The sequence below is a fragment of the Mesorhizobium sp. M0772 genome (assembly GCF_040320135.1).
Taxonomy (GTDB): Bacteria; Pseudomonadota; Alphaproteobacteria; order Rhizobiales; family Rhizobiaceae; genus Mesorhizobium.
Genome location: NZ_JAMYPB010000023.1, coordinates 1 through 13,986, shown reverse-complemented (window position 1 = coordinate 13,986; position 13,986 = coordinate 1). Strand labels below are relative to the sequence as shown.

15 protein-coding genes and 1 pseudogene are annotated in these 13,986 nt (G+C 62.7%); 10 read left to right on the top strand and 6 right to left on the bottom strand.

From position 1 onward, the window contains the following. Positions 1–147: 147 nt before the first annotated feature. Positions 148–555: a hypothetical protein gene (locus NKI06_RS16905; RefSeq protein ID WP_023745497.1), complete on the bottom strand. Its 408-nt coding sequence runs from the start codon at positions 553–555 to the stop codon at positions 148–150. 191 nt (positions 556–746) lie between these two features. Between NKI06_RS16905 and NKI06_RS16900 the strand changes: the two genes are divergently transcribed. Then, the gene (locus NKI06_RS16900; protein ID WP_023672921.1) at positions 747–1,151 is read left to right on the top strand and encodes a MarR family winged helix-turn-helix transcriptional regulator; all 405 of its coding nucleotides are present in this window, start codon (positions 747–749) and stop codon (positions 1,149–1,151) included. A gap of 21 nt (positions 1,152–1,172) precedes the next feature. On the opposite strand, the gene NKI06_RS16895 is transcribed toward NKI06_RS16900, so the two are convergent. Further along, complete coding sequence (locus tag NKI06_RS16895) at positions 1,173–3,239, bottom strand: putative bifunctional diguanylate cyclase/phosphodiesterase (RefSeq protein ID WP_023672920.1); 2,067 nt, start codon at positions 3,237–3,239, stop codon at positions 1,173–1,175. Positions 3,240–3,548: 309 nt separating this feature from the next. Here NKI06_RS16895 and NKI06_RS16890 point away from each other — a divergent pair, with 309 nt between their 5' ends. Together NKI06_RS16890 and tdh are read left to right on the top strand one after the other, a co-directional pair. Then, positions 3,549–4,736 carry a glycine C-acetyltransferase gene (locus tag NKI06_RS16890; protein ID WP_352986268.1) on the top strand — a complete coding sequence of 396 codons (1,188 nt, stop codon included), beginning with the start codon at positions 3,549–3,551 and terminating at the stop codon, positions 4,734–4,736. Between the two features lie 44 nt (positions 4,737–4,780). Beyond that, entirely contained in the window at positions 4,781–5,815 is a 1,035-nt protein-coding gene (gene tdh, locus NKI06_RS16885; RefSeq protein WP_352986265.1) for an L-threonine 3-dehydrogenase, read from the top strand. A gap of 223 nt (positions 5,816–6,038) precedes the next feature. On the opposite strand, the gene NKI06_RS16880 is transcribed toward tdh, so the two are convergent. Then, entirely contained in the window at positions 6,039–6,473 is a 435-nt protein-coding gene (locus NKI06_RS16880; protein ID WP_352537663.1) for a MarR family winged helix-turn-helix transcriptional regulator, read from the bottom strand. Positions 6,474–6,591: 118 nt separating this feature from the next. Between NKI06_RS16880 and hmgA the strand changes: the two genes are divergently transcribed. Genes hmgA through NKI06_RS16855 form a run of 5 tightly spaced genes read left to right on the top strand, consistent with a single transcriptional unit; the run spans position 6,592 to position 10,657 of the window. Then, positions 6,592–7,905, top strand: a complete 1,314-nt coding sequence (gene hmgA / locus NKI06_RS16875) for a homogentisate 1,2-dioxygenase (protein ID WP_023689622.1) — start codon at positions 6,592–6,594, stop codon at positions 7,903–7,905. A gap of 10 nt (positions 7,906–7,915) precedes the next feature. Further along, positions 7,916–8,803: an MBL fold metallo-hydrolase gene (locus tag NKI06_RS16870; RefSeq protein WP_023747726.1), complete on the top strand. Its 888-nt coding sequence runs from the start codon at positions 7,916–7,918 to the stop codon at positions 8,801–8,803. Then, positions 8,800–9,813, top strand: a complete 1,014-nt coding sequence (locus NKI06_RS16865) for a fumarylacetoacetate hydrolase family protein (RefSeq protein ID WP_023747725.1) — start codon at positions 8,800–8,802, stop codon at positions 9,811–9,813. The genes NKI06_RS16870 and NKI06_RS16865 overlap by 4 nt, the downstream gene beginning before the upstream one ends. Positions 9,814–9,827: 14 nt before the next feature. Next, positions 9,828–10,124: a hypothetical protein gene (locus NKI06_RS16860; protein ID WP_023694415.1), complete on the top strand. Its 297-nt coding sequence runs from the start codon at positions 9,828–9,830 to the stop codon at positions 10,122–10,124. Next, the gene (locus NKI06_RS16855; protein ID WP_023747724.1) at positions 10,121–10,657 is read left to right on the top strand and encodes a DinB family protein; all 537 of its coding nucleotides are present in this window, start codon (positions 10,121–10,123) and stop codon (positions 10,655–10,657) included. Before NKI06_RS16860 ends, NKI06_RS16855 begins: the two co-directional genes overlap by 4 nt. 3 nt (positions 10,658–10,660) lie before the next feature. Here NKI06_RS16855 and NKI06_RS16850 read toward each other — a convergent pair. Together NKI06_RS16850 and hppD are read right to left on the bottom strand one after the other, a co-directional pair. Continuing rightward, positions 10,661–10,819, bottom strand: a pseudogene (locus NKI06_RS16850) (type II toxin-antitoxin system Phd/YefM family antitoxin); the annotation flags it as partial. 122 nt (positions 10,820–10,941) lie between these two features. Next, positions 10,942–12,057 (bottom strand): 4-hydroxyphenylpyruvate dioxygenase, encoded by a 1,116-nt coding sequence (gene hppD / locus NKI06_RS16845; protein WP_023747723.1) that lies wholly within the window; start codon positions 12,055–12,057, stop codon positions 10,942–10,944. Between the two features lie 135 nt (positions 12,058–12,192). Here hppD and NKI06_RS16840 point away from each other — a divergent pair, with 135 nt between their 5' ends. Further along, positions 12,193–12,660 (top strand): Lrp/AsnC family transcriptional regulator, encoded by a 468-nt coding sequence (locus NKI06_RS16840; RefSeq protein WP_023747722.1) that lies wholly within the window; start codon positions 12,193–12,195, stop codon positions 12,658–12,660. A gap of 215 nt (positions 12,661–12,875) precedes the next feature. On the opposite strand, the gene NKI06_RS16835 is transcribed toward NKI06_RS16840, so the two are convergent. After that, positions 12,876–13,214, bottom strand: coding sequence for a protein tyrosine phosphatase family protein (locus tag NKI06_RS16835; RefSeq protein ID WP_023672907.1), 339 nt, complete (start codon positions 13,212–13,214; stop codon positions 12,876–12,878). A 207-nt stretch (positions 13,215–13,421) separates the two neighbouring features. On the opposite strand from NKI06_RS16835, the gene NKI06_RS16830 reads away from it, so the two are divergent. Then, on the top strand, positions 13,422–13,766 hold the full coding sequence (locus NKI06_RS16830; RefSeq protein ID WP_023672906.1) for a RidA family protein: 345 nt from the start codon (positions 13,422–13,424) through the stop codon (positions 13,764–13,766). The last annotated feature ends 220 nt before the right edge of the window (positions 13,767–13,986 follow it).

Here is a 13,986-nt window from a genome sequence, read left to right as displayed (position 1 = left end):
AGTGATGGGTGGCGCGCAGCCAAACCTCTGTGCGGAGAGCCACCTTGCACATCCGTCCGAACTGCGCGCCGCGTACGCCACCAGCCGAGAGCCAGGCGACGCACGATGCGGAATGCTTTTCAACCGGGAGGCAACGCGCGGCAGGGCTCAAATCATCCTGGCCGTCGCCATGCAAAGTACGGTGAGTACCAGAAGCCAGGCGGCGATGCGCTCGCCGCGGGCCATTTTGGTGCGCAGCGCCGCTTCCGTTGCGGCGTCCGCGCCGGCAAGCTGCCGGCTGGTCTTGCGGACGACGACGCTGAGAACGCCGGCAGCGGCGAAGGCGGCCAGGATGCCCAGCGCCAGCACCATTTCCATCGAGCCGAAATAGGCGCCGTGGAAGAAATACCAGAGCAGGGCGCCGGTCACGAACACCATGCCGGCCGAGCCCATTTGCGGTCCGATAAAGCGCTCCGCCCTGATCTCGGGGTCGCGGGCAAGCGTGATGGTGGTGCCGGCCCAGAACACACCGGCCATGACGTGAAGGCCGATAACGACGATGTAGACATATTGCATGACCGCTTCCTCCTTGCCCGCCGCCCGTCCCCGGATCCCTGTCGAATGCAGGATGATACGAACTCAGCAGATCGACACGCATGATAGTTAGGTATCAAATGGTTCGATGTCAATGTATAATGCATGTTCCATCGCTCGGCGCCTTGTTCTACTGTCGGCGCATGACTCCCTTTGACCGTCCGCCAATCGGCATGAATCTCGCGCGCACCTCCAAGCTGGTGGCGCAGGCATTTGACGCCGCTTTGGTCGAGGCCGGGGGCACGCTGCCGGTGTGGCTGACCTTGCTTTCGGTCAAGTCGAGCGAGCTTGCCAACCAACGCGAACTTGCCGGCATGATCGGCATCCAGGGCGCCACGCTCACCCACCATCTCAACGCCATGGAGGCGCAAGGCTTGCTGACGCGCCGCCGCGATCCGGACAACCGCCGGGTTCATCTGGTCGAACTGACGCAGGCGGGCGAAACGATGTTCCTGAAGCTGCGGGCGGCGGCTCTCATCTTCGACAAGCGGCTGCGCGCGGGATTGCCGGACGACAGGCTGGCGGAGTTCGCCGAGGTGCTGGCGGCATTGCGGGCGAATGTCGCGCCGGCCAAATGACCGGCACCGGTGGACAATAGTCTAGGCTAAATTGCCCTGAAGCACCTTTAGCTTGGCTTTCTTCGGGCTGCGCGCCAGCAGCCATTCGCGCGCTTTGTCCTGCGGCATCGGGAAGGCGATGGAATAGCCCTGCACCTGATCGCAGCCGATTGCCATCAGCGAATCGAGCTCGGCTTCGGTTTCCGCGCCCTCGGCGACGATCGAAATGCCGAGACCGCGCGCCAGCTCGGTGATGGCGCGCACGATCTTGGTGTTGTCGCCATTCTCGTTGATGTTCTGGACGAAGCGGCGGTCGATCTTCAGCCGGTCGATCTCGTTGGGATTGACGTGGCTGAGCGAGGCATAGCCGGTGCCGAAATCGTCGAGCTCAAGATGGACGCCGGCAGCGCGGATGTGGCGCAGCTTCGCCGCGATGCCCGTCTTCTCGTCGTCGAGAATGACGGATTCGACGATTTCCAGCGACAGTTTCTGCGGAGCAAGGCCGGCCTTTTCCAGCGTCGCGAACAGGAAGCGGTCGAAGTCGGGTTCGCGCAGCTCGGTGCCGGACACGTTGACGGCAAGCCGGCCGAAAGCGATGCCGGCGCGATCCCATTCGGCTGCTTGCTCGATCGCCTTGGTAAAGACGATGCGGCCGATCTCGGGCATGAAGCCGCATTTTTCGGCGACCGGAATGAACTCGCCCGGCGCAATCATGCCGCGCTCGGCATGCTTCCAGCGCACCAGCGCCTCGATGCCGCTGATGGCGCCGTTGCTCAGCGACACCTGCGGCTGGAAATAGACTTGGAAGGCGTTCTCCGAAATCGCGACCTTGATGTCGTGCTCGAGCTGCTTGCGGTAGTCTAGCTCGCGCCTGAGTTCCTCGGAGAAGAACGAGAAGCTGCCGCCGCCGAGCTTTTTGGCGGAATAGAGCGCGAGGTCGGCGTGGACGAGCAGATCCTCGGCATTGTCGGCGTCGATGGGATAGACGGCAATGCCGGCGCTGGCCCCTGGAAGGATGGTCGTGCCCTGGAAGGTAATCGGCTCGTTGATCTCCTCCAGGATGCGCCGGGCCAGCATGTTGATGTCCTCGGGGCCGCCGGCGCCATTGAGGATCATCACGAATTCGTCGCCGCCAAGGCGCGCGCAGAGATCCGACGCACGGCAGGAATCGCGCATGCGCTGCGCGGTGACGACCAGCACATAGTCGCCGGCGGCGTGGCCGAGTGTGTCGTTGATCTGCTTGAACCGGTCGAGGTCGAGCTGGATGACCGCCAGCCTCTCGCGCCGGCGATGCGCGCCCTTGATCAGCGTTTCGAAGTGGTCGGTCAGGAAGGTGCGGTTGTGCAGGCCGGTCAGCCCGTCATGTACGGCGATGAAGGCCATCGAGTTGCGGGCATCGACAAGCTCGTGCGTCTTGCGCAGGATCGCCTTCGACATCGGCCGGAAGATGAAAAGCGCCACCAGGACGATGACGCCGATGGTGGCGTAGAACAAGGTGCGATGGAGATCGAGGAGCTTTTCCGACCGCTCGTCTGCGAATGCGGCGATGCGTTGGCCGAGCGCGGCATAACCCGACAGCGTCGCATTGGCGACGGAAGCATCGAGATTGACGCGCTCGCCGCCGCCCTTGTAGGCGGCATTGCCGGAGAGCTGGGATTCGAAGGACGAGATCAGCCTTTCGCCATTGGCGACCAGCCCGACCGAGAAATAGTCGAGGTGGAACGGCTTGCCGTAAAGGACGCTCTCGATCGACTTTGGATCGGACAATGCTGGCGACAGTGGGTCGGCTCCCGTCTGTTTGAGCAGCAGGTCGTAGTTCGTCTCGAACTCGGCGGTCGCCTGTTTCAGCGCGGCAACCAGGGCCGGCTGCTTGTCACGCGCGGCGGAGCCGGTTGCGCTGGTCAAAAAGACAATGCGCTGCGACAGCGCCTTCTGGGTGCTGACGATGTCGAGCAGAGTATGGTTGTGCTGTTGCGCCGCCATCATCTGCTGCAGCAGGATGAAGGAGGCCATCACCATGGCGGCGATGATCAGCAGCGCCAGCCAGTAGCCGCTCTTGATCAGCAGGATGAGTTTGCCCGAGACGGTTTGCGCCGGCTGCTGCGACATATTCTAGGTGACCCCTCGGTCGACGGATTTCTGCCACCGATTCGTGGCAAGAACACCATTGCCTTGAAAGGGTTAACAGGTTTGGAAGCCGGCGGAACTGCTGCTTCCGCAGTAAACGAAAGCTGCCGAGATGGTTATCATGTTCTTTCGCGGCATGGCCCTATTCGCGTGCCTGCTACTCTAGCATGCTGGCCATGCGATCGGATCGCGCCAGGGTTGAGGCAGCCGCGCCACCGAAGCGGTCGCTTTTGCGGTGGATTTTTAGTGCGCGTAGCGCGACAGTCGCGCCAATCTCAACAGGACCTGATCATGAGCGCGGCATTCCTCTCCCATATCGACAACGAACTGCAAGGGCTGAAATCCGCCGGGCTCTACAAATCCGAGCGGGTGATCACCTCGACCCAGTCGGCTGAGATCGAAGTCGGCGGCGACAAGGTGCTGAACTTCTGCGCCAACAACTATCTCGGCCTCGCCGACAGCGCCGAGTTGCGCACCGCGGCCAAAGGCGCGCTCGACCGCTACGGTTACGGCATGGCCTCGGTGCGCTTCATCTGCGGCACGCAGGAAGAGCACAAGCAGCTTGAATCAACGATTTCATCCTTCCTCGGCCTGGACGACACCATCCTTTACGGCTCCTGCTTCGACGCCAATGGCGGCCTGTTCGAAACGCTGCTCGGCGAGGAGGATGCGATCATCTCCGATGCGCTGAACCATGCCTCGATCATCGACGGCGTGCGGCTGTCGAAGGCCAAGCGTTTCCGCTATGCCAACAACGACATGGCCGACCTCGAAGCGCGGCTGAAAGAGGCGAAAGACTGCCGCTTCCGCCTGATCGCCACCGACGGCGTGTTCTCCATGGACGGCATCATCGCCAATCTGAAAGGCGTCTGCGACCTCGCGGAAAAGTACGGCGCCATGGTGATGGTCGACGACAGCCATGCCGTCGGCTTCGTCGGCAAGAACGGCCGCGGCTCGGCCGAGCATTGCGGCGTCGAGGGCAGGGTGGATATCATCACCGGCACGCTCGGCAAGGCGCTCGGCGGCGCCTCCGGCGGCTACACCTCCGGCAAAAGCCAGGTCGTCGACTGGCTGCGCCAGCGTTCGCGGCCTTATCTCTTCTCCAACACGCTGATGCCGGCGATTGCCGGCGCTTCCATCAAGGTGTTCGAGCTGATCCGCAATGGCGACGCCCTGCGCGAACGCCTCTATGCCAATGCGGCGCGCTTTCGCTCCGAAATGGGCAAGCTCGGCTTCACGCTGGCCGGCGCCGATCATCCGATCATTCCGGTGATGCTGGGCGATGCCAGCCTGGCGCAGGAAATGGCGGCGCGCATGCTGAAGCGCGGCATCTATGTCATCGGCTTTTCCTTCCCGGTGGTGCCGAAAAGCCAGGCGCGCATCCGCACGCAGATGTCGGCGGCGCATTCCAGCGCCGACATCGACCGCGCCGTGGCAGCGTTCGCGGCGGTGGGAAAAGAGTTGGGCGTCATTTCCTGATCGCCAAAAGCGATTCCGGATCAAGGGATTCAAGGGACAAAAGGATGTCGAACGTGATGAAGGCGCTGGTGAAGGCCAAGGCCGAACCGGGCATCTGGATGGAAGAGGTACCGGTGCCGGAGATCGGCCCCAACGACGTGCTGATCAAGGTCAAGAAGACGGCGATCTGCGGCACCGACGTCCACATCTACAATTGGGACCAGTGGGCGCAGAAGACCGTGCCGGTGCCGATGGTGACCGGCCATGAATTCGTCGGCACGGTGGCCGATTTCGGCGCTGCGGTCACCGAATACAAGGTCGGCCAGCGTGTCTCCGGCGAAGGTCACATCGTCTGCGGCCATTGCCGCAATTGCCGCGCCGGCAGGGGGCATCTCTGCCGTAACACGCTCGGCGTCGGCGTCAACCGCCCCGGCGCCTTCGGCGAATATCTGGCGATCCCGCAGCACAATGTCGTGCCGATCCCCGACGATGTGCCCGACGAGATCGCCGCGATCTTCGATCCCCTGGGCAATGCCGTCCACACCGCTCTGTCCTTCGACCTGGTCGGTGAAGACGTTCTGGTCACCGGCGCCGGGCCGATCGGCATCATGGGCGCGCTCGTTGCCCAATGTGTGGGGGCGCGAAAAGTCGTCATCACCGACATCAACCCGGTGCGGCTGGCGTTGGCCAAAAAGCTCGGCGTCCAGCATGTCGTCGATGCCTCGAAGGAAAAACTGCGCGACGTTATGCCGGCGCTGGGCATGACCGAGGGTTTTGACGTCGGCCTCGAAATGTCGGGCGCCGCGCCCGCCTTTCGCGACATGATCGACACCATGAACAATGGCGGCAAGATCGCCATTCTGGGCATCGCGCCGACCGGCTTCGAAATCGACTGGAACAAGGTCATCTTCAAGATGCTGCACTTGAAGGGCATCTACGGCCGCGAAATGTTCGAGACCTGGTACAAGATGATCGCGCTGGTGCAAGGCCCGCTGGATGTCAGCGGTCTGATCACGCATCGGATCGGTATCGATGATTTTCAGGCGGGGTTCGATGCGATGAGGAGCGGCAGTTCGGGTAAGGTGGTGATGGATTGGTAGGCGCAGAGGCACGTTCTAGCTGGATAAGCCGACGGGACAGCACCCCCCCTCTGGCCTGCCGGCCATCTCCCCCGCAAGGAGGGAGATTGGCAGCTTTGACGCCTCGCCAACCTCTGCAACATTGGAGATTGGCGAAGCCTTCGCGACATCTGATCTCCCCCCTTGCGGGGGAGATGTCCGGCAGGACAGAGGGGGTGTGAAGGATCACGGCGGAGCAGATTCTTTATTCACCCAACGCTCCCTCCAGCGCCGCCACGCCGCTCACAATCGCTGTCCGCTCCTCTGTGCTCAGCCTCTCCAGCAACTCCCGTTCGAACGCCTTCGCCAGCGGCACCATTTCGCCATAGGCGGCCAGTCCCGCCTTGGTCAGCGCCAAATGCTCCACACGCCGATCATTCTCGTCCGGCGTGCGCGTCAGCCAGCGCCGCCGCTCAAGCTCCGCCACCGCCCGCGAAACCTTGGTCTTGTGCATGGCCGACTGCTCGCCGAGCGCCGTCGCGGTCATCGTGCCGCGCTGTCCGAGCCCAGAGAGTGTGCGCCATTCCGGCCGCGTCAGACCGTGACGGTCGCGGTAGATTTTTGAAAATTCGCGGCTGACGGCGTCGGCCAGCCGGTAGAGCCGATAGGGCAGGAAGCTTTCGAGTTCGAGGATTTCCATCTGCACCGTGGATGCGTTCGCGGTTGATAGTTACATTTTCGATGGTTACAAATGAAACCAGTTTGGTCAACATCGCCGGCAAGCAGCGCATCGCGGGGCCGGGGTCAGGGAGGATCGGATGACCTTTTCCTACATGCCGGGCTTCGGCAACGACTTCGAAACCGAGACGCTACCCGGCTCGCTGCCGCAGGGGCGGAACTCGCCGCAACGGCCGGCTTACGGGCTCTATGCCGAACAGCTATCGGGCTCGCCCTTCACCGCGCCGCGCGGCACCAATGAGCGTTCCTGGCTCTACCGCATCCGGCCGAGCGTAAAACACACCGGCCGCTTCAAGGCAGCGAGCTATCCCTTGTGGAAGACAGCACCCAATGTCGGCGACCACGAACTGGCGCTCGGGCAGTATCGCTGGAACCCGGTGCCGATGCCGAAGGAGCCGACCGATTTCATTCAAGGGATGCGCACCATCACCACCGCCGGCGACGTGCTGGGCCAAAGCGGCATGGCGGCGCATGTCTATGTCGCCAACCGCTCGATGGTCGACGACCATTTCTTCAACGCCGACGGCGAGTTGCTGATTGTCCCCCAGGTCGGCGCCTTGCGCTTTGTCACCGAGATGGGCGTCATCGAGCTTCGGCCCGGCGAGATCGCCGTGCTGCCGCGCGGTCTGGTGTTCAAGGTCGAGCTCGCCGACAAGGAAGTGCGCGGCTATGTCTGCGAGAATTACGGCGCCAAGCTGACGCTGCCCGACCGCGGCCCGATCGGCGCCAACTGCCTGGCCAACCCACGCGACTTCAAGACGCCCAGCGCCTGGTTCGAGGAGAAGGAGACGCCGTGCCGGCTGACGGTGAAATGGTGCGGCAATTTCAACGTCACCGAGATCGGCCATTCGCCGCTCGACGTCGTCGCCTGGCACGGCAACTATGCGCCCTACAAATATGATCTGGCGACGTTTTCGCCGGTCGGCGCCATCCTGTTCGACCATCCCGATCCGTCGATCTTCACCGTGCTGACGGCGCCGAGCGGCGAGGAGGGCACCGCCAATATCGACTTCGTCATCTTCCCGCCGCGCTGGCTGGTGGCGGAAGACACGTTCCGGCCGCCCTGGTACCACCGCAACATCATGAGCGAGTTCATGGGCCTGATCCATGGCCAGTACGACGCCAAGGAAGAAGGCTTCGTGCCCGGCGGCATCAGCCTGCACAATCTGATGCTGGCCCACGGCCCCGACGCACCTGGCTTCGAAAAGGCCTCGCGCTCCGAGCTGAAACCGGTCAAGCTCGACAACACGATGGCCTTCATGTTCGAGACCCGATTCCCGCAAATGCTGACCCGCTACGGCGCCGAGCTTGAAACAAGGCAGGACAATTACATTGACTGCTGGACCGACCTGAAGAAGCGCTTCAACGGCACGCCGGAGGGCGACTGGTCTTGAGATCAGCTCGATGAGCGACCGGCTGGTGCTTCTCGGCTCGAAAGGCGGCCCGGCATTGCGGTCGGGCGGGCCGTGGCCGAGTTCGTCGCTGCTGGAGCTTGGCGGGCGGACCATCGTCGTCGATTGCGGGCTGGGTGTCACGCGTGGCCTGGTCGATGCCGGCGTCAGCCTGAAGGCGCTCGACCTGATCTTCGTCACCCATCTGCATTCCGATCATGTGCTGGAACTGGGGGCGCTGCTCCACACCGCCTGGACCGCCGGTCTGGCCAGTCCGGTGACGTTGTTCGGACCGCCCGGCACCGGCCATTACTGGCGGCGCTTCTGCCAGGCGATGGAGTTCGACATCGAGATCCGAATCGTCGACGAAGGCAGGCCGGACATCCGCGAACTGGTTTCGATCGTTGAATTCGGCGAAGGCCAGGTTTTCGCACAACGCGGCCTGAAGGTCTCGGCACTGCGCGTCGACCATCCACCGGTAACCGACTGTTTCGCGCTGCGGTTCGAGCAAGGCGGTAAAAGCGTCGTCTTCTCATCCGACACCGCCTTCTTCCCGCCGCTCGCCGGCTTCGCCAAAAATGCCGACATCCTCGTCCATGAAGCCATGCTGGACGAGGGCATCGAGCGGCTGGTCGCCAGGACCGGCAATGGCGCGCGGCTGAAAGAACATCTGCTCGCCAGCCACTCCTTTGCCGAGGAAGCCGGGCGCATCGCCAGCGATGCCGGGGTGAAGAGGCTGGTGCTCAACCACCTCATTCCGGCCGACGATGCCGCGATCGGCGATGCCGACTGGGAGGCCGCCGTCAGGAAATCGTGGGCGGGTGACTTGACGATTGCCCGCGACGGCCTTGTTGTGAACTTAGACGGCGCCAAAGCCGCATCAGGAGAGGAAACCGCATGAAGCTTGCCACATTGAGGGACGGGACGCGCGACGGAAAGCTTGTCGTCGTCTCGCGCGACCTGACGCGCTTCACCGACGCCTCGTTCCTGGCGCGCACGCTGCAGGCCGCGCTCGACGACTGGCAGCGGATTTCGCCGCACCTGGCGACGATCGCCGAATCGCTGGAGAACAATGCGGTGCCGTCGGCACGCTTCCATGAGCATGACGCCCATTCGCCGCTGCCGCGCGCCTATCAATGGGCCGATGGTTCTGTCTATGTGAACCACGTCGAGCTGGTGCGCAAAGCCCGCGGCGCAGAGATGCCGGCAAGCTTCTGGACCGATCCGCTGATCTACCAGGGTGGCTCGGATTCCTTTATCGCGCCGCGCGAGCCGATCCGCGCGGCGGACGAAGCCTTCGGCATCGACATGGAGGCGGAGGTCGCCGTCATAGTCGACGACGTGCCGATGGGCGCCAGCCTCGACCAGGCGCGCGCCGCCATCCGGCTGGTCATGCTGGTCAATGATGTGACGCTGCGCGCGCTCACCGGACCCGAGCTCGCCAAGGGGTTTGGCTTCTTCCAGTCGAAGCCGTCCTCGGCTTTTTCGCCGGTGGCGGTGACGCCGGACGAACTCGGCGACGCCTGGGATGGCGGCAAGGTCAACCTGCCTCTGCTCGCCGACGTCAACGGCAAGCCGTTCGGCCGTGCCAATGCCGGCGTCGACATGACCTTCGACTTCCCGGCGCTGATTGCCCATGCCGCAAAGACACGGCCGCTGGTTGCCGGCACCATCATCGGCTCCGGCACCGTCTCCAACAAGCTGGATGGCGGGCCGGGCAAACCGGTGGCGGCCGGCGGCGCCGGCTATTCCTGCATCGCTGAACTGCGCATGATCGAGACCATTGAGTCTGGCGAGCCCAAGACGCCGTTCCTGCGCTTTGGCGATACGGTGCGTATCGAGATGAAGAATAAAAGCGGAAACTCGATCTTCGGCGCCATCGAGCAGAAGGTCGAGAAGTCCCAGGCATAAGAGGGGGCAATGCAATGACGGGCGAGGCGTTCTACCTGCTGGCCGGCGTCTGGGCGTTGGCCATTCTGGTGGTCTTCATCCAGGCGATCCGGCTGAGCTACCGCATCGAGGCGCGCTCGCCCGATCTGACCAACCGCAGCGGCTACCCGCGCAAGGCGATGATGTTCCACACCATCACCAACACCAATGTGGCACGGGACGAGGAGACGCAGGCGATGCGGCGGCGCATGAACCGGCTGCTGCTGATCGTTGTCGCCGGCTTCGCGGTGATGGCGGCTGGCATTGGCCTGATCAGACGAATGAACGCGTGACCCTGCTCGAGCATTTCAGCCGCATGGCCGGCAACAATCTCTGGTCGAACGACCGGCTCTACCGCGCTGTGCTTGCGCTGAAGCCCGGCGAATTCGAAGCCGAACGCACCGGCTTCTTCCCGTCGATCAAGGCAACGCTCAACCACATCCTTGCGGTCGATCATCTCTATCTCGATTTCCTTGAGGAGGGCGGCGTCGGCGCGGCCGCCCATGACGATTACGTGCCGTTCGATGACCCGCAGGCGCTGTTTGCCGCTCAGGTCGCGGCCGACCGGCGCCTGATCGCCTTTTGCGAGAAGCTGTCGGAGGCGGATCTCGACCGTCAGGTCATCACGGACCGGCGCGAGGACGGCATGATCCCCGAAAAGATCGGCGACATTCTCGCCCATGTCTTCCTGCACGACATCCACCATCGCGGCCAGGTTCACGCGATGCTCTCGGGCAGCTCGGTCGCGCCGCCGCAGCTGGACGAGTTTTTGCTCGATTATGATTTGAAGGTGAGGAAAGAAGAGGTCGAGCGGTTGGGCCTCTGACCTTTATCTGGTGTACTCGTTCCATTCAGGGCCGAGTTTGTCGAAATCGTCTGAAATCCGAATCTTGCCCTTCAGGGCACCTATGCGCGACAACAAGTCTTCTCGAACTGGTGGCACGAGCCGCGCCGCGATCTTGCCGTGACGAGTGATGACTATCTCCTCGCCGGCTTCCGCGCGGCCGACGAGTTCCGATAGTTGGCCTTTGCTTCGGTTATGGAGACGTTCACGGCTTGACCCTTTTGATCGAAACTCAGATCAAGGCCGATCGAGCCGCAAACGGGGGTTCACGCCGCCTTGCCATCGACCTTGATTACGCCGCGCTTGATCTGGTCCTGCTCGATCGACTCGAACAGCGCGCGGAAATTGCCTTCGCCAAAACCTTCGTCGCCCTTCCTCTGGATAAATTCGAAGAAGATCGGGCCGATCACGGTTTTGGAGAATATCTGCAGCAGGATCTTGGTCATGCCGCCGTCGACCACGCCTTCGCCGTCGATCAGGATGCCGTGCTTCTTCATCCGCTCGATCGGCTCGTCATGCCCGTTCACCCTGTTGTACGACATGTCGTAGTAGGTCTCCGGCGGACCGGGCATGAACTTCAGCCCGTTGTCGGCAAGCTTGTCGGTGGCGGCGTAGATGTCGTCGGTCCCGACGGCGATATGCTGGATGCCTTCGCCATTGTACTTCTTCAGGTATTCGGCGATCTGGCTGGTGTCGTCCTTGGATTCATTTAGCGGAATGCGGATCTTGCCGCAGGGCGAGGTGATGGCGCGGCTGACGAGGCCGGTGATCTTGCCGTCGATGTCGAAGAAATGGATCTGCTTGAAGCCGAACAGTTCGCGATAAAAGTACCACCATTTGTCCATCTGGCCGCGATAGACATTGTGGGTGAGGTGGTCGAGGAAATAGAAGCCGACGCCTTGCGGCCGCGGATCGCGTTCGCCCAGCCAGTCGAATTCGGCATCATAGGCCGAGCCCTTCTTGCCATAGGCTTCGATGAAATAGAGCAGAGAACCGCCAATGCCGACAATGGCCGGCACGTCGAGCGCCTTGTCGTCGCCTTCATAGGGCGTGGCGCCTTTCGACACCGCATGGTCGAAAGCGTGCTTGGCATCGACAACCCGCCAGGCCATCGAGGCGGCGCACGGGCCGTGCATGTCGACGAACTTCATCGCATGCGAACCCGGCTCGGCATTGACGACATAATTGATGTCGCCCTGGCGCCAGACGGTGATGTCCTTCGTGCGGTGCTTGGCCACCGCGACATAGCCCATGCGGGTGAACAGTTCGGCGAGCTTCTGCGGCTCCGCATGCGCGAACTCGACGAACTCGAAACCGTCGGTGCCGGCGGGGTTTTCCTTGCTGATCTTTGCGGGCGGTGCGTCGTGCGGGAAGGGACCCATGGCATTGCTCCAAAACTGGCGGTGGCCGCAGCGGACCACGCGCAATCATAACGCGAAGCGGCTGCACGGTGCTTGCATTCAAACGCTTGAAATGATCAGATCGTGCGTGAATTGTGCACAAACGGGCCAAAGATCATGAATGAGACGCGCATCGATCAGTTCGACCGCAAGATAATGGCACTTCTGCAGGGCGATGCGCGGCTGACCAACAACGACCTGTCGGAGCGGGTGAACCTCTCCGCCTCCCAATGCTCGCGCCGCCGCCAGCGGTTGGAAGAGGACGGCTATATCAAGGGCTACCGGGCGGTGCTCGACCGCGACAAGCTCGGCTTCTCGCTGGTCAATGTCATCTCGGTGACATTGGCCACCCACAACCGCGACAATGCGCGGCGCTTCGGCGAATTGCTGGCGCGGCTGCCGGAAGTGCAGGACGCGCACGCGCTGACCGGTGAGATGGACTACATCTTGAAAGTGGTGACCCCCGATCTGAAATCGCTGTCGGAATTCGTCAACGGCGTGCTGTTGCCGCACGACTCCGTGCAGCATGTAAAGACCGCGATCGTGCTGGAGACGCTGAAGGAGACCGGGGCGCTGCCGATCTAGTTTGAGAGAGTTTCAGTTGATACGTCGGCGGGACAGCACCCCTCTCTGGCCTGCCGGCCATCTCCCCCGCAAGGAGGAGATCAGCAGCTTTGTCCAGCGCTCATCCTGCAACGTCGGCGATTGGCGAAGAGCGAAGGCGACATCCGATCTCCCCCCGGGGGAGATGTCCGGCAGGACAGAGGGGGGTGTGAGGGATCGCCAGCGCCTCAGGATGCTCACCCCTTGGACTGCTGAATCAGCCCGTAGAGATTGGTGCAGCGCGCGCCGGAGCGGCAATAAGCAAATACCGGGCCTTCGAGCGCGTCGAGCGCTTCGGCCTGATCTTCGACATTCTCGGCTGTGATCTGGCCGCTGATTACCGGGATGTAGCGGAAGGCCAGCCCCGCGGCTTCGACCGCCGCCTTGACGCTGTCGGCCGAAGGCTGGTCGGGCTGCTCGTCATCCGGCCGGTTGCAGATCACGCTCTTGAAACCGGCTTCCTTGATGGCGGCGGCATCTTCGGGCTGGATCTGGCCCGAGACCGAATAGTCCTCGCTGATTTCTCGATATTCCATGGCTCTCATCCTCTCAACCTGGTTTGGCGCGAAGTCTTGCCACTCTCACACGAGGTCGGCAATCCGCGCCGGAAAGAAATACCTCGGCGCAGATAGACATTTGCGGTCTAAGATCCAACCCAGGCTCAAGAGGTTTCGCGCTGTTGGCCTTGCCCGGAGGCGGCAGCGACTCTAAACAGGCGCACCGACAAACGAAGGAACCATCCCATGAGCATTCGTCGCATCGATGTTGGCCCGCGCATGAGCCAGATCGTCATCCACGGCAACACCGTCTATCTCGCCGGCCAGGTCGGAACGCCCGGCGCCAGCGTTGGCGAACAGACGAGGTCGATCCTCGCATCTATCGACGAACTGCTGGCCAAGGCCGGCACCGACAAGACCAAGATCCTGCAGGCGATCATCTGGCTGGCCGATATGGGCACCTTCGCCGAGATGAACAAGGAATGGGACAAGTGGGTCCCGCAAGGCAACACGCCCGCCCGCGCCACGGGTGAGGCCAAGCTTGCAGGGCCGGAATACACCGTCGAGATTATCGTTACGGCGGCGATTTAGAGCGCGGCGCCTTACCCTCCCCCTCGGGGAGGGTCGGCGAGTAGTCGAAGCGAAGCGGAGACTGCGAGACGGGGTGGGGTCGGCGAGGCTGCACCGACCCCCCCCCGCGTCACCAGTGCCGCCTTGCGGGCCTTGGTCCGCGCCCCTCCCCACGAGGGCATAGGCGGGAAGAGAGGTATTGGCTTGCGGAATCGGGGGTGATTCTACGCTGGGATGACCC